The 23,918-nt window shown below is 49.3% G+C and carries 21 protein-coding genes and 1 riboswitch; of the genes, 5 read left to right on the plus strand and 16 right to left on the minus strand.

Annotation, left to right across the window (positions count from 1 at the left end; genetic code table 11):
• Positions 1-21: 21 nt before the first annotated feature.
• A complete protein-coding gene (locus QF041_RS13085) occupies positions 22-1,110 on the plus strand; it encodes a M24 family metallopeptidase (protein ID WP_307414514.1) in 1,089 nt (362 codons plus the stop codon).
• A 290-nt stretch (positions 1,111-1,400) separates the two neighbouring features.
• On the opposite strand, the gene QF041_RS13090 is transcribed toward QF041_RS13085, so the two are convergent.
• The 3 genes from QF041_RS13090 to QF041_RS13100 all read right to left on the minus strand — a co-directional run bounded on the left by QF041_RS13090 (position 1,401) and on the right by QF041_RS13100 (position 4,412).
• Complete coding sequence (locus tag QF041_RS13090) at positions 1,401-1,754, minus strand: hypothetical protein (protein ID WP_307414515.1); 354 nt, start codon at positions 1,752-1,754, stop codon at positions 1,401-1,403.
• 204 nt (positions 1,755-1,958) lie between these two features.
• On the minus strand, positions 1,959-2,642 hold the full coding sequence (locus QF041_RS13095) for a queuosine precursor transporter (protein ID WP_062833172.1): 684 nt from the start codon (positions 2,640-2,642) through the stop codon (positions 1,959-1,961).
• 372 nt (positions 2,643-3,014) lie between these two features.
• Positions 3,015-4,412 carry an L-cystine transporter gene (locus QF041_RS13100; RefSeq protein WP_307414516.1) on the minus strand — a complete coding sequence of 466 codons (1,398 nt, stop codon included), beginning with the start codon at positions 4,410-4,412 and terminating at the stop codon, positions 3,015-3,017.
• Between the two features lie 352 nt (positions 4,413-4,764).
• On the opposite strand from QF041_RS13100, the gene QF041_RS13105 reads away from it, so the two are divergent.
• Positions 4,765-6,465, plus strand: a complete 1,701-nt coding sequence (locus tag QF041_RS13105) for a methyl-accepting chemotaxis protein (RefSeq protein WP_307414517.1) — start codon at positions 4,765-4,767, stop codon at positions 6,463-6,465.
• Between the two features lie 126 nt (positions 6,466-6,591).
• Here QF041_RS13105 and QF041_RS13110 read toward each other — a convergent pair whose 3' ends face one another.
• From QF041_RS13110 to cobD, 11 genes are all read right to left on the minus strand, one after another.
• Positions 6,592-8,136 (minus strand): cobyric acid synthase, encoded by a 1,545-nt coding sequence (locus tag QF041_RS13110; RefSeq protein WP_307416957.1) that lies wholly within the window; start codon positions 8,134-8,136, stop codon positions 6,592-6,594.
• Positions 8,137-8,261: 125 nt separating this feature from the next.
• The gene (gene cobS, locus QF041_RS13115) at positions 8,262-9,152 is read right to left on the minus strand and encodes an adenosylcobinamide-GDP ribazoletransferase (RefSeq protein ID WP_307414518.1); all 891 of its coding nucleotides are present in this window, start codon (positions 9,150-9,152) and stop codon (positions 8,262-8,264) included.
• Positions 9,149-9,709, minus strand: a complete 561-nt coding sequence (gene cobU, locus QF041_RS13120) for a bifunctional adenosylcobinamide kinase/adenosylcobinamide-phosphate guanylyltransferase (RefSeq protein ID WP_307414519.1) — start codon at positions 9,707-9,709, stop codon at positions 9,149-9,151. The genes cobS and cobU overlap by 4 nt, the downstream gene beginning before the upstream one ends.
• Entirely contained in the window at positions 9,706-10,827 is a 1,122-nt protein-coding gene (gene cobT, locus QF041_RS13125) for a nicotinate-nucleotide--dimethylbenzimidazole phosphoribosyltransferase (RefSeq protein WP_307414520.1), read from the minus strand. Before cobT ends, cobU begins: the two co-directional genes overlap by 4 nt.
• Positions 10,828-10,872: 45 nt before the next feature.
• On the minus strand, positions 10,873-11,685 hold the full coding sequence (locus QF041_RS13130; protein WP_307414521.1) for an ABC transporter ATP-binding protein: 813 nt from the start codon (positions 11,683-11,685) through the stop codon (positions 10,873-10,875).
• The gene (locus tag QF041_RS13135; RefSeq protein ID WP_307414522.1) at positions 11,682-12,728 is read right to left on the minus strand and encodes a FecCD family ABC transporter permease; all 1,047 of its coding nucleotides are present in this window, start codon (positions 12,726-12,728) and stop codon (positions 11,682-11,684) included. Before QF041_RS13135 ends, QF041_RS13130 begins: the two co-directional genes overlap by 4 nt.
• The gene (locus tag QF041_RS13140) at positions 12,725-13,723 is read right to left on the minus strand and encodes an ABC transporter substrate-binding protein (RefSeq protein ID WP_307414523.1); all 999 of its coding nucleotides are present in this window, start codon (positions 13,721-13,723) and stop codon (positions 12,725-12,727) included. Before QF041_RS13140 ends, QF041_RS13135 begins: the two co-directional genes overlap by 4 nt.
• 217 nt (positions 13,724-13,940) lie before the next feature.
• Positions 13,941-14,089: riboswitch (cobalamin riboswitch) on the minus strand.
• Between the two features lie 147 nt (positions 14,090-14,236).
• Entirely contained in the window at positions 14,237-14,923 is a 687-nt protein-coding gene (locus QF041_RS13145; protein ID WP_307414524.1) for a histidine phosphatase family protein, read from the minus strand.
• The gene (gene cbiB, locus QF041_RS13150; protein ID WP_307416958.1) at positions 14,914-15,894 is read right to left on the minus strand and encodes an adenosylcobinamide-phosphate synthase CbiB; all 981 of its coding nucleotides are present in this window, start codon (positions 15,892-15,894) and stop codon (positions 14,914-14,916) included. Before cbiB ends, QF041_RS13145 begins: the two co-directional genes overlap by 10 nt.
• Before the next feature lie 44 nt (positions 15,895-15,938).
• Positions 15,939-16,769, minus strand: a complete 831-nt coding sequence (locus QF041_RS13155) for an adenosylcobinamide amidohydrolase (protein WP_307414525.1) — start codon at positions 16,767-16,769, stop codon at positions 15,939-15,941.
• Positions 16,766-17,956, minus strand: a complete 1,191-nt coding sequence (gene cobD, locus QF041_RS13160; protein WP_307414527.1) for a threonine-phosphate decarboxylase CobD — start codon at positions 17,954-17,956, stop codon at positions 16,766-16,768. Before cobD ends, QF041_RS13155 begins: the two co-directional genes overlap by 4 nt.
• 189 nt (positions 17,957-18,145) lie before the next feature.
• Here cobD and lplA point away from each other — a divergent pair, with 189 nt between their 5' ends.
• Together lplA and QF041_RS13170 are read left to right on the plus strand one after the other, a co-directional pair.
• A complete protein-coding gene (gene lplA, locus QF041_RS13165; RefSeq protein ID WP_036610740.1) occupies positions 18,146-19,150 on the plus strand; it encodes a lipoate--protein ligase in 1,005 nt (334 codons plus the stop codon).
• Between the two features lie 279 nt (positions 19,151-19,429).
• Positions 19,430-20,233 (plus strand): Cof-type HAD-IIB family hydrolase, encoded by an 804-nt coding sequence (locus tag QF041_RS13170; protein ID WP_062833159.1) that lies wholly within the window; start codon positions 19,430-19,432, stop codon positions 20,231-20,233.
• A gap of 327 nt (positions 20,234-20,560) precedes the next feature.
• Here QF041_RS13170 and QF041_RS13175 read toward each other — a convergent pair whose 3' ends face one another.
• Positions 20,561-22,087 carry an NAD(P)/FAD-dependent oxidoreductase gene (locus tag QF041_RS13175; RefSeq protein ID WP_307414528.1) on the minus strand — a complete coding sequence of 509 codons (1,527 nt, stop codon included), beginning with the start codon at positions 22,085-22,087 and terminating at the stop codon, positions 20,561-20,563.
• 156 nt (positions 22,088-22,243) lie between these two features.
• On the opposite strand from QF041_RS13175, the gene QF041_RS13180 reads away from it, so the two are divergent.
• Complete coding sequence (locus QF041_RS13180; RefSeq protein WP_307414529.1) at positions 22,244-22,813, plus strand: TetR/AcrR family transcriptional regulator; 570 nt, start codon at positions 22,244-22,246, stop codon at positions 22,811-22,813.
• A gap of 64 nt (positions 22,814-22,877) precedes the next feature.
• Here the strand turns inward: QF041_RS13180 and QF041_RS13185 are convergent, their stop codons facing one another.
• Positions 22,878-23,816 (minus strand): DMT family transporter, encoded by a 939-nt coding sequence (locus QF041_RS13185; RefSeq protein WP_307414530.1) that lies wholly within the window; start codon positions 23,814-23,816, stop codon positions 22,878-22,880.
• Positions 23,817-23,918: the final 102 nt, after the last annotated feature.

Consider the following 23,918-nt stretch of genomic DNA (forward strand, 5'->3'; position numbering starts at 1 on the left):
GAAAGGTGGACAACTACACTTATGAATCAAAACCCTTTATCTGGTCTTGAAGCCGATCTGTCCGGGCAAGGATTGGACGCCATGCTGATCACAGATCCAAAACATATCTACTATTTAACTGGATTTGCGAGCAATCCGCATGAACGTTTCCTCGGTCTGGTTCTCGCACGTGGCGAAGAACCCTTATTGATCGTACCTGCGCTTGATGCTGAAGCTGCCGCAGCCGCTTCCTCGGTATCCAACATTGCCACTCACACGGATACGGATAATCCATACGCTTTGTTTGATCGTTATCAGGGGCGCTTGGCCCGAGTAGGTCTCGAAAAAGAATATGTGACAGTATCACGTTATGAGCAGCTGACCGCCGCGCTAGGTGCTGCCAGCTTTGAAGATGTTGGCCCCCTGCTTCGCACATTACGTGTAAAAAAAACACCGGATGAGGTAGCCCGCATTCGCCACGCCATTTATCTGATTGAAGAAACATTGCGTCAAGGCCTCTCTCATGTTCGCACAGGTGTAACCGAGATCGAGCTTGTCGCCGAGATGGAGTATCAGATGAAAAAGCTGGGTGCCGATGGCCCTTCCTTTGATACCATGGTGCTCACGGGACCCAAAACAGGTCTGCCACACGGTACACCGGGTGAACGGAAACTGCAACATGGTGACCTGTTGATGTTTGACATGGGTGTGTATGCTGGAGGGTATGCCTCGGATATCACACGTACATTCGCCTTTGGTGACATCTCACCTGAACTCAAAACCATCTATAACACCGTGCTCGCAGCGAATGAAGCTGCTATCCAAATCGTGAAACCAGGCATCACCTGCGCCGAAGTGGATCGTGCAGCACGCCAGGTCACGGAAGAAGCGGGATACGGCGAGCGTTTTATGCATAGAGTAGGCCATGGTCTCGGTATTGACGTACATGAGTATCCTTCTCTCCACGGTGAGAATATGGACATCCTGAATGAAGGTACCGTATTCACGATTGAACCGGGCATCTATACCGCAGCAGGCGGCGTCCGTATCGAAGATGATGTAATTGTGACCGAGACGGGTATCGAAGTTCTGACGACATATCCAAAAGAACTGCAAATCCTTAGCGACTAATCCAATTGGATCTATGTCAAAACAGCCCATATACATCAATGCTCAGCCGATATTATGCATCATGAACTAAACTGCACAAAACTGTGCTGAACTGTATCTTCAAAATAATATACTCCTTTCGCGTACGCCTCAGGCCTGTATACAGAAAAAGTAGCAAGTACACACGCGAACGCAAAAATCCCGCAAATCCATGAATATCATGGTTTGCGGGATTGTAATTAATACAAAGCATATCCTAGATTACTCCGTCTGCATTCTACGTAATCTTATTCCTGCTCACTCATTTACCATTAACCAAACTCATGTGTGATATCCTGCCAAGACTCCAGCTGTGGCAGCTGTTGCTTCCCCCAGTAATCCAGAAACCATTGAATAATCCCGGTTAGATCTGTTGTGCTGCAGCTGTAATGCCGGAAACCTTCCTCGCCTTCCTGCAAACGAATCTCCGCCACCATTTGCCCTGGTTCCTCAAGCGCAGCAGCCTGCATATACATACTTCCCTCCACCAGCTCCGAAGGTTTAAGTACTACGTATTCATGCAATTCCAGATTGGAGATCAACTCCACCAATAACGAGGCATTAATGCTATCATTCTCGTAGGTTGTGCCATTGCTTTCCAGTGTATAACGCAGTGTAGAGTACATGTGCGATTCCCCTTTGTATGAAATCATCGTTGGCTTAATGATACACGCTTATAACGACAGGTCGTTTATATTATAACTTTTTCATAAAAATGTAAAAAGGATTTTTCTTGTTTCGAGTCTTTTCTATGAAAAAAACCCTTGCAGAGTCCGAATTACAATTGACTGCGCAGAGGGTAATTTCAAGTGATACTCTTTGAATATTGTCTAAGCCTCATCCTTAAACTTAAAGCTGCGTGCAGCATACAGAAACGGCGTTCCAACCGCAGTTAATACAAATTTGATAATATACGTCGTCAGGAAGATTTCCAGCCAAACATCCCAAGGGTAGATGAACGCAAACGCGATTGTGCAGAACACTAGTGTATCCACAAATGAACTGATGATCGAACTACCGTTGGTACGTATCCACAACTGATTACGCCCGGGGGCCACCTTGCGCAGCCAGGAGTATAATCGAACATCCAGGAACTGACTGATGAAGTACGCCGTCAGACTTCCGAGGGCCAGACGTGGCAGCAGACCAAACAATGTTTTCATCGAATCCTGTGCAAAGTCCGTTGGTGCCGGTTCAAAGAACAACACCATCTGCATCAACACCGTCGTCATGATGAGCGTGAAGAATCCAAACCATACGGCTTTGCGTGCCTCACCTGGTCCATATTTCTCATTGAGCAGATCACTGGTCAGATACATGCTGACATACATCGTGTTACCAAGCGTCAGCACGATTCCCATGATATCTATCGTTTTGGTCACCTGAATGTTGGCTATAACCGTAGCCACACCAATCCAGGCATAGAGACCTTTTTTACCGAACAAGCGGTAACACAACAGGAAAAATCCATAAGTTACGAGAACAAAAACTGCTCCCCACCCTAAGTTAAACATAAATACATACACTGCCTTCCTAGTTTTGATTACGCGGGATGGTTACGAACCGCGGTTTGGCTCAGGGCCAAAACATGAATACTCTATCACATTTCTCGTCCCATGAACAGAACTAAATAACTCCAAGTGTGCCTGAGTGACTACGACCCCTTCTATATTCCTCCCGCTTCCCTCTCGACCATACGATTGTTTTGTACTTTCTTGCCTTACTCCGTTTATAGAAAAAGAAGACTGCTTCACCACCGTGCACAGCATAGTTTGATTGCCGCAAAAAAACCGCCCTCCGGATTCCTCCGAAGGACGGCTTTTCTCACTTGATTTGTAGACGGCTCTAGCTATCTTAATGTGAGCTTCTATCTAATCCATTCTGTATTAAGCCTGAGCCGCAGAATCCAGCTCACGGCTCTGATCGTTAAACGTGTCCCGATCGTTTTCCTTCAAAATTCTGCTCGTCACGAGTCCTGATGTCATCGACCCGTTCACGTTAAGCGCTGTACGACCCATGTCGATCAGCGGCTCCACGGAAATGAGCAGTCCAACCAGAGCCACAGGCAGATTCATGGTGGACAATACGATCAGGGAAGCGAAGGTTGCCCCGCCGCCAACACCAGCCACACCAAACGAACTGATCATGACTACGAGGATCAAAGTCACAATGAAGTCCCAGCTCAGCGGGTCGATGCCGACCGTCGGAGCAATCATCACCGCCAGCATGGCCGGATAGATCCCGGCGCAGCCGTTTTGCCCAATCGTAGCCCCAAAGCTTGCAGACAGGTTCGCAATGCCGTCCGATACGCCGAGTTTCTTCGTCTGTGTCTCCACATTCAGCGGGATCGCCGCTGCACTTGAACGGGACGTAAAGGCAAATACCAGTGTTGGCAGCACCTTCTTCAAATACGTAATCGGGTTGAACCCGGACAGCGAGATAATGATCAGGTGAATAATAAACATCACGATGAGGGCCACGTAGGACGCAATGACGAATTTGATGAGCTTTAATATCTCTTCCGCATTGGTTGTCGCCGTTACCTTTGTAATCAGTGCTAGAATCCCGTAAGGCGTAAGCCTCAGCACCAGCGTAACAATTCGCATAACCACCGCATATACCGCATTAACCATACCGCGGAACGTCTCCGCCTGCTGAGGTTTTTTGCGATCCAGTCCAAGTACGGCTACACCGATGAACGCGGAGAAGATAACCACCGCCAGTGTGGATGTACGACGTTCTCCTGTCATATCTGCAAATGGATTCGAAGGAATGAATTCCAGCACTTGCTGCGGGATTGTCTGATCCTTCACATCAACAAGCCGTTCCTCCACCTTCTGAATCTGCGCATTCTCCCGGTCTCCTCCTTGAATCTCAATGGAAGTCAGGTTAAAGCCAAGGCTCGTTACAATGCTGACACCTGCGGCAATCGCTGTGGTGATCAACAGAATGGCAATAATGGAAACACTCATCTTGCCGAGATTTTGCTTGCCCTTCAGATTCATAATGGCCGAAATGATCGACACCATGATTAATGGGATCACGACCATTTGCAACAAACGAACATATCCTGAACCGACCAGATTGAACCAATCGACTGATTTTGTAACTACATCAGAGCCTGATGTGTACACCAATTGAAGAATAACCCCGTAAACAATCCCCAGTCCCAGACCCGCAAATACGCGTTTCGTAAAGGAGATATGCTTTTTCTGCATCCAGTAGAGGATGCCAAGTAAAACAAGCATAACCACTACATTCAATATGACTAGAAAAGTATCCATTTCTTTAAATCCTCCTCAGGCATGTGTGTAACCGGAACATATCCGGTTTTCTCTTCTATCTTTTGTACTTCCGACAAAGACATTTTACAATATAACATATAACAAACTATTCTGGTAGGTATTAATTGATATTATGTAATATGCATGTAACAGATTCATGTATTTCTGAAAAAAATACACCAAATCGTGAAAATTGTTCTATTCAACCTCCGGTTAATTTTGTAATATAGGTATATCCGCTTATTCCCAAGTTTTCTCAATGTATAATTTAGGTCTTTCTTCATTGGTAGATAGGTCTTAGGATTACGGAAAAGCGACAATGTTAATGAACTTGACGTGAAAGGATGATCATATGTTTCGTAATCGCACCGTTGCCGGTAAAATCAGAGGCACTTTGTTCCTCGTTCTGCTGGTTGCTTCCCTGTTGTTCAGTATTAGTTTTTACGCCGTATCGATGAACATCATTCAAAGTTACGTGCTTCCGCAGTTTGACAAAGTCCTAAACACGTCCATTCAGGATATATACAAGAATACTTCAGCATCCAAAATCCTGCAGGTACAGAGTGGCGGAGCCGGTTCTGAAGGTGCTGCCATGACCGTGGAATCATATCTGGCAGATAAAGCAAAAGAACATAATCTGGATGCTGCTTACGTTGTTGCTATTCAAGATGGCTCAGCCAACGTGGTTGTGGCCAACTCTTCCTCAGGCATGAAAGCCCAGGATGAGATTAGTGTAGAACCTGCAATGAATGCAGCTATTGAGAACAAAGAAATGGTAATCAGTGAGGTCTACTCCGATTCCTTTGGTGTACATAAAGCAGCCTTTATCCCCATTGCAGGAAGTAACATGATTATGGCTGTGAGCATGGATGCCCAGTTCATTCAAGACAAGATTACCCAGATTTTCTGGTTGTGTCTGGGGATTACAGCATTAGTGTTTGTGCTCGGCTGGCTTATCTCCACTAGTATGATCAAAAGAGTTACCAAACCAATCATCAAGCTCGTCCAACATAGTAAACAAATATCCCAAGGTGATCTGACCGCTAAACTAGAGATCAAAGGTAAAGATGAAATTGCCCAGCTTGCCGCTAGCTTCCAGACGATGACGCATAACCTGAAAGAAATGATTAGCCGTGCCTTGTCCACGTCCAATGAAGTTGTATCAGGCTCCAATGACCTGCTTCAGCGGGTTGAATCGATGTCCGGTATGGTTCGAAACTCCAGCCGCTCCGCAGAAGATGCAGAAAAAGGCAGCATCAGCATTGCGTCAAGCGCATCCGAGAACGCCAGAGCTATGGAAGAAATTACGCAAGGCATCATGCATATTGCTTCTTCTTCCGCTGAAGTGTCTGACCAGATTGGTGAAGCAGCCAACGAGGCAGTTAACGGTAACCGACTGGCTCAGAATGCCATTGAGCAGATGGAGCGTGTAGGCCAGACAGCAAGCGAATCGTTGCGTTATGTCGAAACTATGAATGAACGTTCGGTAGCCATTGGCACCATTGTTGCTTCCATTTTTGAAATTACCAAACAGATTAACATGCTGTCACTCAACGCCTCCATTGAAGCAGCACGTGCCGGAGAGCATGGCCGCGGATTCGCTGTTGTTGCTGGAGAAGTCCGCAAACTTGCCGAGCAATCCAAGACAGCCACCGAAGAAATTTCGGATTATCTGGGTACCATTCGTGAAGACGCTGAACGCTCTGTCGACGCCATGAACCGTGTAACCCAGGAGATTGGTTCAGGCACAACGGTCGTTCAACAAGCAGGCTCAGCCTTCCAGCAGCTGAATGAATTGATTCAGAACGTGAATCTGACCATCCAGACCGTCTCTGCTTCTACACAACAAGTATCTGCTGGTGCTGAAGAAGTGAGTGCATCCGTTGAAGAAACGGCACAGATTACGACCAAATCTCGTGAGAGCATGTTACAGATTGCTTCAACAGCAGACCTTCAGCTCAGCGAGATGGATTCCCATTCGAATACAGTTCGTCATCTGCATGAACAAGCTGTAGAGCTTCAATCCGCCATGAAAAATTTCAAAATAAACTAACAGGTTAACCATTAACCTATCATCACATGTTTTAAACCTCATATAATCATAGGATATACAATACCCCCATGCCGCTAACATTCCGTTTCTAGAGAACGGGTTGTCAGACATGGGGGTATTGTAGTTTCACTCGGGTGCCTGAACACCCATAATCTCGTACACGCGCTTCATATCCAATGCCGAACGCAACGATTCGGCTACCCGATCAAACTCCATCTCCTTACGTTCAAGCGCACTATACGTCTCCTGAAGCGGAGGCAATCCTTTTCCTTCACGCAAGGCATTCAGCCACGAACGTCGGAATTGATCACTTTCAAACAAACCATGCAGGTAGGTTCCCCACACCCTGCCATCTACAGAGCCCCAGCCTTCTTGGAAAGGTTGACCACCTGGATGAGAGATTTCAAACAACGCGGTTACACGTTCAGGCTCGTGGCACTCCGTAACGCCCATATGAATCTCATATCCATTAATGGGTAATGAAGATGCATCCTCATCTCGCTCACCATACAGACGAATCGGGTGATCAGGCTGCACCCATCCGGAAGCTCTGACGGTCTGCTTTTCCTGAAGAAACGTTGTCGATAGCGGGAGCCAGCCAAGTCCTTTTGCTTCCTGGATCTGATTCGCCTCCACAGCAAACGGATCCTTCAGATGACGTCCCAGCATCTGGTATCCGCCACATATTCCTACCAGCTGAACATGCTCACGCTCGGTCTGGCTCGCAATCGCCTGCTCCAGCCCAGACTCACGCAGAAATGCCAGGTCACCTATGGTATCCTTCGTACCCGGTAGAAGAATGGCATCCGGACTGCCCAATTCCTCTGGCGAGGTCACGTAACGTACATTCACATCCGGTTCACGGGAAAGTGCATCAAAGTCTGTAAAGTTGGAAATTCGCGGATATCGGATTACCGCCAGATCCAGCTCGGTTTTGCCGGATTTCCCATGACGCATGGAATCCAGCACCACTGAATCCTCTGCTTCAATCTGAATATCTCTTATGTAAGGCAATACACCTAATACTGGAATGCCTGTCCGTTCTTCGAGCCAGTCGAGTCCTGGCTGCAACAGGGATAGATCACCGCGGAACTTGTTGATAATGAATCCTTTGACACGCGCCACCTCATGGGGTTCCAGCAGTTCGAGCGTACCTACGATGGAAGCGAACACCCCGCCCCGATCAATATCGGAGATCAGAATCACCGGCGCATCGGCCCAGCCTGCCAGATTCATGTTGACGATATCCCGGTCCTTCAGATTGATCTCGGCCGGACTGCCCGCTCCTTCCATCAGCACAATATCATAGGTATCCCGTAGCCGGTTCAACGCATCCATAACCGTCTGCTTTGCTTCAGGCAGAAAATGCTGGCGGTAGTCCGATGCACTCATCTGGGCAAAAGGTACACCGTGAACCACGATCTGCGAATGCATGTCCCGTACGGGCTTAATCAGGATCGGGTTCATGTCGGTTGTCGCCTCAATACCACAGGCCTCGGCCTGTGCTCCCTGAGCCCGACCAATCTCCTTGCCATCTTCCGTCACATAGGAATTCAGTGCCATATTCTGTGACTTGAACGGAGCAGGCTTGAAGCCGTCCTGTTTAAAAATCCGGCACAATGCCGTTGTGATGACACTTTTGCCCACATCGGAAGCCGTTCCTTGCAGCATCAGTACCGCCGCTGGTTGTGATGGCCTATCTTCCACGCTCTCTCCCCCTGTCTCCGTGTATATCCAGATCACCTTGCTCCCAACCTCATGCGTAACGTTTTCCAAACTGCTCCATACTTCAAAAGTTACAGCCAGAACAGTCCTTGAAGCACACTTAGCACAGTCAACAAAGCCGCCTCCAGCAGCTCATTCATGGCACCATACGTATCCCCGGTTAAACCACCGAGCCGTTCACTGATCCGGGAAGCCACGAATCGGCCGATATAATAACACGCTACAGGCAGTATAATAACTGCCGTCACCGGGTATAGCCACCATGGCAGTGTTCCCAGACCACTCACCATCGCATCTGCTATCCCCATATCCGGCTTGAAAAGCCACACCGCGGCAAACGTAATTGCCCCTGCGATTAAGGTCAGGCCCACAGCTGAGCTGCGTGCACGCTGGACCTCCTTCCGCTCCCCGAGACCTTTAAACAATACGGCAAGTCCATCATCTTCGCGAGCATTCGGCCAGGCCGACATCGCATACACCATGAACCATCGGCTCCAGATCATGGGCAGGATCAGCAGCGCACCGTACACCCAGTGGCCCCGGGCAATAAAATCGGCGATCAGCGCAGCCTTCATCATCAGAAGCAACACGCAGGCGATCACGCCCATTGCCCCTACACGGCTGTCCTTCATAATCTCCAGCATCCGCTCACGGGTACGATAACTGAGCAAGCCATCTGCCGTATCCATCCATCCGTCAAGATGGAGTCCTCCGGTGAGCCATACCCATAACGTCAGGGTCAGGACGGCAGCCGGTAAGGCCGGAAGCACTGCACCACTTAAGGCTCCAAAGAGCCAGACACACAGACCGATTGCAGCACCGACCAGCGGGTAAAAGACTACACTTTCCCGCAGCAGTGGCGGGACAAAATCGATTTGCATTTTGACAGGGAAACGGGACAAAAATTGAAAAGCGGCTGCCGCCGCATGTTTACGCTGAGGAGCAGGCGTGCCATCCTTCATAAGCGGTACTCCTTGCTTTTTAGTTCAATCGCAATGCCTACGGTCACCAGAAACACTTCACCGCATATCGCCGCAATACGCTGATTCAGTACACCGGCCAAATCCCGATATTTCCTGCCAAGGGCATATTCCGGAACGATCCCATCTCCCACTTCATTTGTAACCAGAACAAGCAACCCGGGATAGGTTCGAATCGCTTCAACCAGCGCGTCCAAATGTCCCTGTAACAACTGCTTCTCGTCATGCTCATACGCTAGCAAAACATTTGTCAGCCACAACGTCAGGCAATCCACCAGAATGGTGGGTGCAGAAGTCCCTGTATGCCCTTCACCCATGCGGCTTATCAAAGCAGGCAGATGTATCGGCTCTTCCATCGTGTGCCACAGATACCCTGATGCCTCGCGCTGATGCTGATGCATGGCGATACGCTCACGCATTTCATCATCGTACGCCTGAGCTGTCGCCACATACCAGGCCTCCGAGGAACGCTGCATGCAGAGACGCTCGGCAAAGGAGCTTTTGCCACTACGTGCGCCGCCTGTCACCAGTACACTCATCGGGAACCCTCTCTTTGCACGGATGAATCACCCGACGCAGTGGAGTCCGAAGCAGGGCTTGTCCCATCCGAGACACCCGCGCTTGCAAAGGTCGCCATCTCGTTCAGAATGAGACATGCTGCGTCAATCAGATGAAGACTGAGCACGCCACCTGTGCCTTCACCCAGACGCATGTCCAGATCCAGCATCGCTTTCAGGTCCAGTTCACGCAGCAGCGCTCCATGTCCATTTTCGTGTGAAGTATGAGAAGCGATCATATAAGCCGTACTCAGAGGTGCAAGTTGTCTCGCCACCAGCGCTGCCGCGGTAGAGATGAACCCGTCTACAACGACTGGGCAACGATTAGCAGCAGCTGCAAGAATAACCCCGGCGAGTCCCGCAATCTCCAGCCCGCCCACCTTGCACAGAACATCCAGTGCATCTTCCGGGTTCGGTGCGTTTACGCTAAGCGCCCGGCTGACTACAGCAGCCTTGCGCTGCAAGCCTGCATCATCAATGCCGGTTCCTCGCCCCACGGCGGCAGCTGGTGCAACTCCGGTTAACGCGCTCATTACAGCAGCACTTGCGGTGGTGTTGCCAATTCCCATCTCCCCGGTGACAAACAGCTGTGTTCCCTTCGCCACCTCTGCCGCTACAACTTCGGCTCCTGCAAGGATAGCCCGAACTGCCTCATCCCGGGTCATCGCTGCCCCTCGGGCCATATTGGCCGTGCCTTTGCGAATTTTACGGGAAAGCAGGTCCGGATGTTCAAGATCGGCATTCACACCGATATCCACACAGATCACATCAGCTCCGGCGTGACGGGCAAGCACATTCACTGCAGCGCCTCCAGCGAGGAAATTCAGGACCATCTGCGGGGTCACTTCGGCGGGAAAAGCACTGATACCTTCTTCCACTACGCCGTGATCTGCGGCCATGACAATGACCGCCCTGTGATCAAAACGCGGACGTGTATTGCCCGTCATACCTGCCAGGCGGATCACCAGCTCTTCCAATTTGCCCAAGCTTCCCGGTGGCTTCGTCAACGAATCCACATGTGCAGAGGTTTCTGCCGCGACTTCCTGATCAGGAGCAGTAATCTTACTTGTTAAATGCTCCAACACCTGTTCATTATTCATACAACCAGCACTTCCTTCATCAAAATATGGGTTGTCCCGCTTCATTTAATCGATTTCACGCCGCAGCAGCAGTTGAGGTATGGCATGGTCGGGATGGGAGACAATCGCGGGTTTGACGCGAAATATGTCCTGGATATTCTCATCGTTGATCAACGTATGAGGCGTGCCCTTTCCAACCGCCATGCCCTCACGCAGCGCCAGAATGTGATCGCAAAATAACGCGGCCAGATTCAGATCATGCAGCACAGCCACAATTGTAATGTTATTTCTCTGTCGCCATGCCGATAACAATTCCATGAATTGCAATTGATATTTAATATCCAGAAACGTGGTCGGCTCGTCCAGCAGCAGTAACCTCGGCTCCTGAGCCATAACTTTGGCTAGTGCGACCCGCTGCCGTTGCCCGCCGCTGAGTGCATCCAGCGGTCTGTCCGCCAGTTCTGTCAATCCCAGGTCTTCGAGCACCCTGTCCACCACAAGTGCCCCATCACCCGTTTCCCGCCCCAGCCAGTTCTGGTACGGATATCTCCCCATCTCCACCACGTCTCGCACGGGATAGGAGATGGCTGGCAAACCATCCTGCTGCAATACAGCGATCATGCGCGACAGGTCCTTACGGCTGTAAGAGCCGATGTCTCGACCATCGATACGGATCTGACCTTCGTTTAACTGTTCCGTTCCGGCAATAAGCTGGATCAGGGTGGACTTACCACTGCCGTTTGGTCCGACAACTCCCCACCAGTCACCTTCGCCAACATGCCAGTCTACATTGCGCAATGCCTGGTGATTGCCATATGACTTCCCTGCTCCCTTAATGGAGATAAGTGAAGTCGAGTTGGAACTGGTACTGGAATTCATGGCATCATCCCCTTCTGCAACTTTTTGTTCCGGTGCAGCAGGTAAGCAAAGAACGGCGCACCAACAAAGGCGGTGACGACACCAAGCGGAATTTCAGTTGGCGCCAGCAACGATCTTGCGATGGTATCTGCCCACACCATGAAGATCGCTCCACCAATGGCAGACAAAGGTACCAGCAGTCGGTAATCCGGTCCCACCAGCAGCCGCAACATATGCGGGATCACCAACCCAACGAATCCGATGACACCCGATACCGAGACAGCACCTGCGGTCAGCAGTGTGCCAACTGCCAGCACCGACAGCTTGAGCCTGTCCACTCCGATCCCGATATGTGCCGCTTGACGTTCTCCCAGTGCAAGCACATTCAACGAGCGTGCGCGGCTCCAGAGAAAGACCAACCCTAACAGAAAATACGGGAAAAGGATGGCCGTATACGACCACCCACGCAGAGCCAGACTTCCCATCGTCCAGTATATAATTTCATTAATCGTCTGTTTCGACATGGTCGACAGGAAGGAAACAACTGCGCCCAGGAAACTTTGCATGACCACACCAGCCAGAATGAGGCTATGTGTAGGTATTTTACGCCCTTCACGAGCCAGTGCCATAACAAACCATAACGTGATTACACCCGTCAAAAACGCAATCAAAGGCAACGTCCAGATCCCAATCAGTGCATACTGCAATCCGAAGAAAATCAGAAAGGCTGCACCCACGGAAGCACCGGATGATACGCCCAGGGTGAACGGGTCTGCCAGCGGGTTCCGAAGAACCCCCTGGAATCCCGCACCGGCAATCGCCAACGATGCGCCAACGAGCACGGCAAGCAGTACACGTGGGAATCTGACTTTCCAGATAATCTGTTCGGCTGCCTTATTCCAATCCGGTGTAATCCAATCGCCCACCCAGGGAATTTTGTGAATCAGGATGCCTGCAATATCCCGGATCGGCAACGCTACTGAACCAATGCCCGTGCAGATGAGCACGGTGAGCACCAGCAGCACCATGCCCGTCGTTCCGAACAGGATCAGCTTTTTACTCATTGGAACAAGTCAGGGTAGATCGCTTTGGCTACTTCTTTCAACCCTTGAGTTACACGTGGACCCGGACGGCTCAGCAGGTTGGCATCCAGGCCAATAACCGCATCATTTTTCACAGCCGTAATTTGATCCCAGCCGCTGCGCGCCTTGATGATCTGATCCAGTGTTTTGGAGTTTTCGTCAATTACATCGTTGGCATACAGGATCACATCGGGGTTGGAGGCAATCACGTTCTCTTCATTAATTTCATACCAGCCCTCTTTGTCGGAAGCAATATTGCTACCACCGGCTACAGTGATGAGTTCATCCATGAATTCGCCTTTACCCACAGTCCAGCCTGGGGAGAACTCAACATATACTTTTTTCTTATCTTCCGGTTTAACTGCCTTCACCGCTTCGGTTACATCCGTCACGTCCTGTTTCATCTGGGTGATGATTTCTTGTGCTTTTTCCTGATGATCGGTAATTTTACCGAAAGTTTCAATATTGTTCATCACATCGTCGATGGATTTAGGGTCCGTTTTGAAAATGGTAATGCCCAGTTCGCGCAGCTTCTTCACCGCATCCTCACTCATCGAGATACCTGTGAAGACAATGTCGGCTTCAGCTGCAATGATGGACTCTTCATTGGGCTTGGTGATACCGCCCATTTTAGCTTTGGTTGTTGCCGCTTCCGGATAATCGTCATAGTCGGATACACCAACGATCTGATCGTCCAATCCTAGGGCAAACAGGGATTCCGTTTCAGCCGGAGACACGGATACGATTTTGGCCGGTGCCTTTTCAAAGGTGAACGATTCACCCGTTGCATCCGTAACGGTAAGTGGATATTGTGTTTTGAGGTCCGTCTGCGCCTGGCCTTGGGACTGCTCCTGTGCCGGTTGCTGTGAAGTACCTGTGCCCTCGTTTGATGTTGCATTGCCACATCCGGCCAAAGCCAGTGCGAGTGCCGCTGCACTTAGCAGGGACGCTACGTTTTTCCAATTCTTGAAATTCATTCTGTTATTCTCCCCTTCTCTATTTGTACTATTTTCTTGCATCGTGCTCGAACTTTTACTACCCATGCCTTGGTGTTCCTGTACAATAAAAAAATCCCTAATCCTTACGTCTAGGATCAGGGATGACGTCTCGCATATGGCGATCTGTACATGTTCAACCAAGGGTTGTCCATGCGCATAGAATAGCCCGAAACGCTGTCCTTTCCTCGAAGGAACACCGGTTTGTACGTCCAGGGCAGGTAACCTGACTTACAGGAATCATCCTGTTTTACAGTGGCGGGACCGTGCCGGATTTGCACCGGCTTCCCCATTTCACCCTTGTGTGTTCATGACTCGTACTAATCTGCCATGAAAACAGCCTTCACACGCGGGACCCTTGGTCGCTGATATGGTAAACCATTGACGTGTAATTTCTGCATGCTGCATACTTCTTCAGACTTCACAGCCTGTAACGTATCTGTACCCATGCTGAAGTCACACTTCTGTTGTGATTATAGGGTATATTGTACATCCTTACAACCCGATCGGCGGAAAAGTCACTCTGCTGCCAAACCACTGATTCCCCTGTTGATCAAGCTGAACCTGAATCACCTGTCCCGGTACGACATGTGTATCCCAGAACCCAAGCCCGGCAATCAGACGGGACAAGGCATACCGGATGACACCACCATGTGTGACCACAACTATGGTTGGCACTTGCCCCTCATCAACGTGCATCGAAGGACGATCCTCCAACAACATCTCTTGGAGAAAGGATTCCAACCGTCCGGTAAACTCCTGCCACGATTCCCCTCCGGGCGGAGTGACCTCCTGCGGCGCATCAATCCAGCTTCGGTACACAGGGTTATCCTTGAGCTGACCATACGTCAGCCCTTCCCACTTTCCAAAATCATTCTCACGCAGGCGCGAGTCGAACTTCACCTGTGCGCTGGCATCAGGAAGAATCTGTTCCAGCGTCTGCCGGCAGCGAAGCAGATCACTGCAATATACCTCGTTCCACGAAACACCGCTCAATTGTTCATGAAGCGGAGCCAGCTCTTCTTTGGCATTTGGCAGCAGACTGATGTCGGTATGCCCCAGGTATCTTTTTTCCACATTCCACAGCGTTGTCCCGTGACGGACCCACAGAATGTTTCGTTTCAGTGAGCCGGGTTGATCCGTATGTACTTCATTGCCTGCATTCCTTTCATTTATGACCATAACAGCGTCCCTCCTGCCAGCCATACCCCCAACGTTATGAGCAGGCACAGTACAACAAAAGCCCCTGCCGACCAGAACATCAGACGTGACGTATGCACAATATCCTCGGCTTCCATCGGCCTTGTGGCCTCGCCCATGTAGGCACGAAACGAAGCAACGCCGTGATACACGTTATGTCCGCCAAGCCGGATGCCCAGTGCTCCAGCCACCGCAGATTCGGGAAAACCGCTATTCGGACTCGGATGCAGTCTTGCATCCCGTGCGACCATGCGTGCTGCTCCATTGGCGTCCAGCTTCATGACCCAGGCACCCAAGATTAACAGAATCGCTGTCAGCCGGGCAGGTATCCAGTTCGCCACATCATCCAGACGGGCCGAGGCCCAGCCAAGATACAGATACTTGTCATTTTTATATCCGACCATGGAATCCAACGTGTTGACGGCGCGATAAGCCATGGCTAGTGGAGCGCCTCCAATGAGCGCATAGAATAACGGCGATACAATGGCATCCACGATATTTTCAGCAACCGTCTCTACCGTTCCCCGCACAACCTCGGGTTCATCCAGATGCGCCGTATCACGTCCAACAATCATGCCCAGTGAACGTCTGGCCGCCGGCCAATCCTGCTGCTTCAGATGACGATACACTTCCATGCCTGCATCCTTCAGCCCTTTTGAAGCAATGGTCGTTGCAATGAGCACCACTTCAGCTACCGCTGCAATGACAGGGTGGATTAACCCAAGCATATATATGAGTCCCCACGTGATGGCAAAAGAACTCCCCGCGATCACAATCGGGAACAACAGCCCTGCTCTCTTCAGCCCCGAATCTGTGCGCACACGCGAGCGAATGACACGCTCCAACGCCGAGATGCCTTTTCCCATGCCAATCACCGGGTGGGGAATCCAGCGCGGATCTCCAATACATCGGTCCAACAGGTACGCCAGTATAATAATCCAGGCTCCCGCCATGCCTGTCCAGAACGGCCAGGTCCATAGATGCTCCACCTCAAAAGTCATTTGTGCCTGATCCTCTCTTTCCATAACAGTCCGGCCCGAAGGCTCTCCGTCACCGTGTCGTATACCAATCTGCCAATCGCTGCCCCTGCCGTAGTCGCTGTCCCGGCATAAGTGATCATCGGCTGAGGTTCCTCCACTGCCTGACCTACCGCAAACACAATGGCATCGGTTGTGGTGCCGGTGGCGGGCAACCCGTTCTCCGAATCCAGAACACCCGCATCCGCCAGCGCTGCCGCTTTGGCTTCCACCGCCGTCTGTACCGCATTCACCATCGCCCCGGTGGTCATGCGTCCGTTCAACCAGAGCATGATGTTAATTGTACCCGGGACATAGGGGGCCATCGTTAGATTCCGTGCTGAAGGAGCAGAGCGCTCCCTGCCGGAAGACATCGTCTTATTTCCCGCCGCATCAAATACCGTTCTCTCCGACCCCGCGCGTGCTGCATTCGATACACCTGCAGTGGTGCAGCACAGAAGACCAAATTCATCACTTGTATATTCCTGAATGGAGGTATGCTCCAGCCTTACGGCCGTCAATAATCCGGCACATTGATCACGCGGCTCTTGCCATTCGTTCAGCGCTTGTTCGATATCACGCGGCGGATCATCACAGCGGTAATGCCTGTCCACATAGATGTTAAATATGCGATCCAGTTCAAACATCCCGCCGCCATATACCGCACTCGACAGCGCTTGGGCAGCTCTTGGGCTCTGTGCTTTGATATGTCGTTCATGTGCGGATATGTTCAGTCCAGGCCAGGAAGAGGCCGCATATTTATTCTCACCTGTTTCTCCATTCGCAAAGTAGTTATAAAACGGGAGTGTCACTGCCGCTTCCCTCCCTGTGCCTGTTCCGAATTTTTTCTCTGCTCCTGCTGACTTGATCGAAGAATGGAGGTCTGATCAACATTCGGATATCCCTTGGTTTCCAGCACGCTGCCCAGTACTTCGAGTAATGTAACATTGGCGTCTGCATCCTTGACCGCGAAACGTACATGCCCTTCGTCAAGCCCCGGATACATGGCACAGTTGCGAATCAGGATACCTCTTCGACCCAGCGCCTCCTGCATTGATGCCGCTGTCCAAGGGGCCGGCACACGTGCCAAAATAAAATTCGCCTCTCCCGGTGTCACCGCACATCCGTACACCTTCAGTCCTTCGATGAGAAGCCCCCGTTCCCGCGTGATCTGTGACATGGTCTCCTGTTCGTACCGTTCTCCACTGCGCAGACAGGCTTCCCCTGCCATGAGCGCCAGACCGTTGACACTCCAGGTCACCTGTTTCTTTGTCATCGCCTGAATGTATTCGGCACGGCCCAAAGCATATCCGAGACGCAAGCCCGGAATGGCATAAAACTTTGTCATCGAGCGAATGATGATCACATTCGGATAGTCATTCAGATGTGCTGCCAGAGAATGACGCCGGTCTACCGGAATAAAATCCATAAAGGCCTCGTCAATGACAAGTACGGTTCCCGTTTCTTCCGCTTTGCGGGCAAGCCTTTGTAATACCTCAAGTGGATATTGTACACCGTTTGGATTGTTGGGCTGGCCGAGGAAGAGCAGGTCTACCTTTTCCATGAGCTGCTCGATGTCCTCGGGTTCCGCTCGCCACGCCAGTTCTTCTCTTCCCTCCGTATGTACAACCTCGGCACCGAATTGTCGTGCCAACGCCCGGTACTCCGAGAATCCCGGTTCCACCGTACCCACCTTGCTCGGGGCAAGCCCCAGCAGAATGAGCGCCATGCTTTCGGCTGCACCGTTGCCCACGGAAATCTGCTCCTGCATCACACCAAGACGCTCGCTCAGCAGTGCTTTCAATCCTCGATGCGCCGGATCAGGATACCGAATCACCGACTGCAATCCTTGCTGTATAGCCTCCAGCACCTCTCTGGGCGGACCGAGTGGATTAATGTTGGCACTGAAATCCAGAAAATCGGCGGCTTCCCTCCCAAATCGTGACGCAGCCGTCTCCACGTCCCCCCCATGTCCGAACACTTCGATATAACCGGTCATTCTTCCGTCATCCTTTCTGTATGTCCTTTTTATTATGGATGGCACGGGAGGTGTGGGTCAATCCTGTTTTCTTTGTGTCCCAACCATAATTCGTTTACAATAGAAGAGGAATTTCGGTTCCTTTTGATATACAAGGTTCACTACATAAGGGACTAGCAATCCCTCACATACATTAATGGAGGAATGACCATGCTGTTTGTAGACAACCAGGGCATTACAGATCCTTCTGTAAACCTTGCCATTGAGGAGTACATTCTGAAGCATCTGCCGATGGAGGATGACAGCTATCTGCTGTTCTACATCAATCGTCCATCGATCATCATCGGAAAGCATCAAAATACGATTGAAGAAATTAATATCGAGTACGTTCAGGATAACGGTGTGCAGGTGGTTCGTCGTCTTTCGGGAGGCGGCGCGGTATATCACGATCTGGGTAACCTGAATTTCAGCTTTATTACAGCGGATGACGGTCAATCCTTCCACAATTTCCGCAAGTTCACCCAGCCTGTGGTTGAAGCTTTGCACGAGCTGGGTGTAAATGCCGAGTTGACCGGACGTAATGATCTGCAAGTCGGCGAAAAGAAAATTTCGGGCAACGCCCAGTTTTCCACACGTGGGCGCATGTTCAGTCATGGCACATTGATGTTTGATCTGAATCTGGAGCATGTTCAGGCTTCCCTGAACGTCAATCCCGAGAAGTTCAAATCCAAGAGCACCAAGTCCGTGCGCAGCCGGGTCGCCAACATACGGGATCTGATTGACACCAACCTGACGATTGAGCAGTTCCGCGATGAGCTGTTACGTCACATTTTCAGAATGGAGCCACAAGACGTCCCGCAATACAAGCTGACTGACAAGGACTGGGACAAAATTAAGGAAATCTCCGCTGAGCGTTATAATAACTGGGACTGGAACTATGGCTTGTCTCCGGAAAGCAATGTGAAGCACACTCGCAAATTCCCTGTCGGCATCATCGATCTGCGCATGAACATCAAGGATGGACGCATCGAAGATATCAAAATCTTTGGCGACTTCTTCGGCGTAGGTGATGTAGCTGATATTGAAAATATGCTGCGCGGCAAACGGTATGAAGAAACCGAGGTGCGTACTGCACTTGAGGGCCTGGATGTAAAACATTACTTCGGCAACCTTGAGCTGGAAGACTTTATCGGCCTTGTTTTTTTGGAAGAGTAAAATTTAGATGTAAGTATAGTTTTAGAACGAAGTCTAAGATCACACGTTAACGGAGAAGACAGAATTCATCCGGAGAAGCGAAGCGTTCGCTTAAAGCTTTTTGAAAAAAAGCTACATCGGAAGCATACGCTTATCAACGGATTTCTCCTTGGGGAAATGGAATCAAAAAACCGGGGATAACAGCGATCGAAAGATGAATCTGTATTCGGAGTGGCCTCGTGTAAAACTTATTTTTTCGTTCGTTAATATAGATACAGATAAAAAAGGAGAGAAACACAGATGACCTACAAATTGATTGCAATCGACATTGATGACACCCTGATCAACGACAACAAGGAAGTAACCCCTGCTACACAGACTGCACTGGAACAAGCGGTTGCCCATGGTGTAACTGTAACGCTGGCGACTGGACGTGCTTATGCTTCCGCACAAGCGCTTGCTCGTCAAACCGGACTTAACGTGCCAATCATTACGTATCAGGGCGCATTGGTGAAAAACTTGCTGGATGAAAAAGTACTTTATGAGCGCTACGTCCCACAGGAAGCTTCCCGTAAATTGTATGATTACTGCCTGGAGAACAATCTCCATCTTCAAACATACATTGACGACAAGTTGTATGCCCGTGAGGAAAACGACAAGCTGCGTGATTATGCCAAATTAAACGGCACCCAATATTACATTGAATCTGATTTCATCAAAGTCATCGAACAAAAAACACCAAAGCTGCTTATTATCGATGAGCCAGACTACTTGGATAAGGTTGCCGTTGACCTGCGTGAATTGCTCGGACCTCAAGTGCATATCACAAAGTCCAAACCTTACTTCCTAGAGATCATGCATAATGAAGGAACTAAAGGCCACGCCCTGACCTTCCTGGCTGACCATTTCGGTCACCAGCTCAGCGAGTGTATTGCCATCGGCGACTCCTGGAACGACCATGAGATGCTCGAAGTTGCTGGTCTTGGTGTAGCGATGGGAAATGCCATTCCTGCGCTGAAAGAGCTGGCAGACTACATTACGGCAAGTAATAACGAAGACGGTGTAAAAGAGGTTATCGAGAAGTTTGTGCTGAACGCAGAGTAAATAAGATCAACGAACAGCCCAGTCGGCGAATTTCGCCGTGCAGGGCTGTTTTTTTGATTTTAAAAATATGTTCATTATCCTATTTAGCGATTATATTAGGTATATTTTTCTATTATTTTTTATGTTTTGAGAGCAACAATGCGGTAATCAAGGATAATTGTAGTGAAATCGTAATCGCCATAGATAAAATGACACGATTTGTATCTTGGACATCGGCAAAAAACACAACAATAAAAAATACAATAAATGAGATTACAATGCTAGCTATGAAATTTGAAATTATTCGTTTCATGTTTTGCCTACTTTCACGCACCTCGAATTATTATCTTACTTGCTCATGGCATGCTGGAAAGACTCCAGCAGTTTTTTGATTTGCCCATCAAATTCCAGTTGAAATGACGGAATGATCTCATCTATTCTTTGCTGGAACAGCTCCGGATCTTGGACACCAAGCTCTGCTCTTAACTCCATTTCTTCTTCGGAACCATTGTCGTTCAGGATCATGTTCAGGATTTCACCTTTAAAGTATTCACTTGGAGGAAGGATTAGAGCATTCATCAGGAACTGGGTAAAAAAGAGATGTTTATTATTTTCCTGACTCGCCTTTTTCATCGCCTGCTTAGTAAACAAGTTTATATACTTCTGAGCAAACGCAACCCCTTTCATTCGGGAAGGCCCAACATCTTCGACCCCTTTCCATCGCAGATCAGCCACAGAACTGAGCCACCAGGCTGGTTCAATCGCCTGCTGCATACGAAGCAGCACTTGACGCTCAAACTGCGGCTCAGGATGCATTCGCTGCTCATTCAAACATTTCGCTATGGTCTCGGCTTCAATTGCAGCAACCGTCATGCCTTGGCCATGGATTGGATCGAAGCTGCAAAATGCATCGCCAAGGACGAGTAATCCGGAGGGCCAATTTTCCATCAGTTCAAAATGTTGACGGACAGACTCGGAAATACGGTATCCACGCGGTCCTTGAAAAGGCTCCAGCTGTTCTGCCAACGCTACGATTTCATCCGAAGCAAACAGATATTTGATTTGCTCTTGAAACTCATCGGGTTGAGTTGGAGGATATTCATCTCCTCCTGCGTTGAACAGTAATAGTCCAGCGATATCATTTTCAATGCGCCACAACATGCCTGCACGAGTTCCTTGCACAGGATCGGACTCTGTTATCACCGTTCCCCAGTCATTTTGAATAGAGGATGGTATCTTATAATAGCGGGTGCTGTAACCAAGAGACACCTTCAGCACTTCCGGCTCAGGCACGGACAACCCTATCTGTTCAAGCCATCTGATCAATTTGGAAGAACGTCCCGCGGCATCAATAACCATATCTGCTGCAAGCATTGCTTCCCGATTATCCCGACCTCTTTCTTTGGTATACACGCCTATAATCGAACGCTGATCCTCTGATGCCATTAACCCGGTAACTTCCGTACTCATTAAGAAGCTTATATGATCTATGCTATGGACTCGCTGACGCAATACCCATTCCAGCAGTGCTCTGCTGCTCGATGCAATTTTGAATGAGGAAGCGGCATTCGCCTTATTGACTAATGTACCATAGCGATTGGCAATCACAATTTTCTCTTCATGCGAAGGAATGGCACCAAGCGCGACCAATTCGTCATTGTATCCGGGAAAGTAATGTTCCAGAATGAGTCCGCCGCGCGGTAATACACGATGTGGATGAAAGGATTGAGGCACACCCTGCCGATTTGCCGGCTCAGAAGGCAATTCATCTCGCTCAATGATACATACCTCATCATAATAATCAGATAACATCCTTGCAGTGATTAACCCTGCGATACCTGCCCCGATCACCACAGCTTTTTTCATTTCGGACATCGCCACTTCACCCTCTCTAATCCATCATATTTTATCTACACTTGTAGCCCTATCAAAAAATTACTTATAATACCAATATACACTTGGAATCTCGTATCATGTAAGAATCATTTTGTTGATAATATATAGCTAAACTACAATAAGGAAATGATGTAGATGAAAATGATTGATAAAAAGGTGGATTTGAGAGTTACCCGAACTCATAAATTGTTAACGATGGCGCTACTCGATCTGTTATGTGAGAAAGGCCAGCTATTCAGCAACCTCACAATTAATGAAATATGTGACAAAGCTATGGTTCACCGAACAACGTTTTACAAACATTTCAAGGATAAATTTGCTCTGTTGTCCTCCACCCTAACATGGGCCCTTCGGGATTATTTACACATGAATGTAGAAGATCGATTACAGCAGCCTTTACAAAGCGTATCTAAAATTCTGTTTGGAAATGTACTGGAGACAATTGTGCAGAACCAACAGAATGATGAGGGGTTTAACAACTTTTTCATACATTATATCGGAGAGATATTCAGACAGGATTTTCTGGAATTGAAGAGAAGAGGTAAACAATTTTCACTTCCCATAGAACTTGTAGCGGAGTTTCACTCGGGGGTGATTCGTTTACTTGTGATGTGGTGGATACAACATTTCGAAGAAAATGTTACGGCAGAACAGATGGATGAATATTACTACCTACTGGTTAACGAGAATATCATGTTGAAATAACAAACAGCTCAACCTAAAATCAAGGGCTGATTTTGAGATTGAGCTGCATACCTTCAAACTTTACCTATTTTAAAACAGATTCGGAAGCCTGCACTGTCATCCTCGCACGCTTTCCTTTCTTCAACCAGCTGCTCACCTTCTCATTCATCGCCAGCAGACCTGAAACAACCAGCACCACACCGATCCACGTAACCCAGCTGACATGTTCACCATAGACAACAGCACCAAGCCCTACGGCAATGGGTGGCGAAATGTATAACCATGTTGCTGGAAACAACGGGTTGGTACGCGACATAATCCAATAGAACAGACTATGCCCCACCATGGAGCCAATAACAGTCAGATAGATCACCGACGAGACGGCAGGCACCCAGTCCAGAGCAGACATATTCCACGATTCCGTTCCGACCGAGAGCAGGGATAACAGCAGTCCCCCATACATCATCTGCACCGCATTGATCGCTACAGGACTAGCCTCCTTGAACTGATGAATAACCTTTTTGGAGTACAATGCACCTGCCGAATAACAGACTTCCCCTACCAGTACCGCGATACAGCCCCACATAAACAGGGAACCTGCACCAAGCGATACACCTGGCAACACAACCAGTACCACACCGGTGAACCCGATCAGGCAGCCTGTAATCATACGGGCAGATGTTTTTTGCCGTAACAGCGCCGTCTGCATCAACATAATCATCAGAGGCCCTGTCGCTGACAGAATGGCACCCACACCTGAGCTCACATGTTGTTCAGCCCAATATAATGTGGCAAAGGTACCGAAGGTCAGCCCCGCTCCCGTGAACAACATCTCCTTGCGGAACAGGAGCGACCAGCTCACTTTGCCCTTCATCCTCATCCATGCAAACATCAGCGCTCCCGCGATTAAAAATCGCAATCCGGCTGACAGAAAAGGCGGCATGCCTGCCTCTACTCCAATTTTAATAGCCAGAAATGTTGTACCGAAAATAAGACACATAACCGTAAATGCAATCCCCACCATGATAACCACTCCTTTATCTGTTCTTCATCATATCTCATGGTCTACAGAACAGAATGAACAAAACAGAACAGTTTTCTCCCATTAGCTGTTACAATAGAGTTC

The organism is Paenibacillus sp. W2I17 (genome assembly GCF_030815985.1).
Taxonomy (GTDB): domain Bacteria; phylum Bacillota; class Bacilli; order Paenibacillales; family Paenibacillaceae; genus Paenibacillus.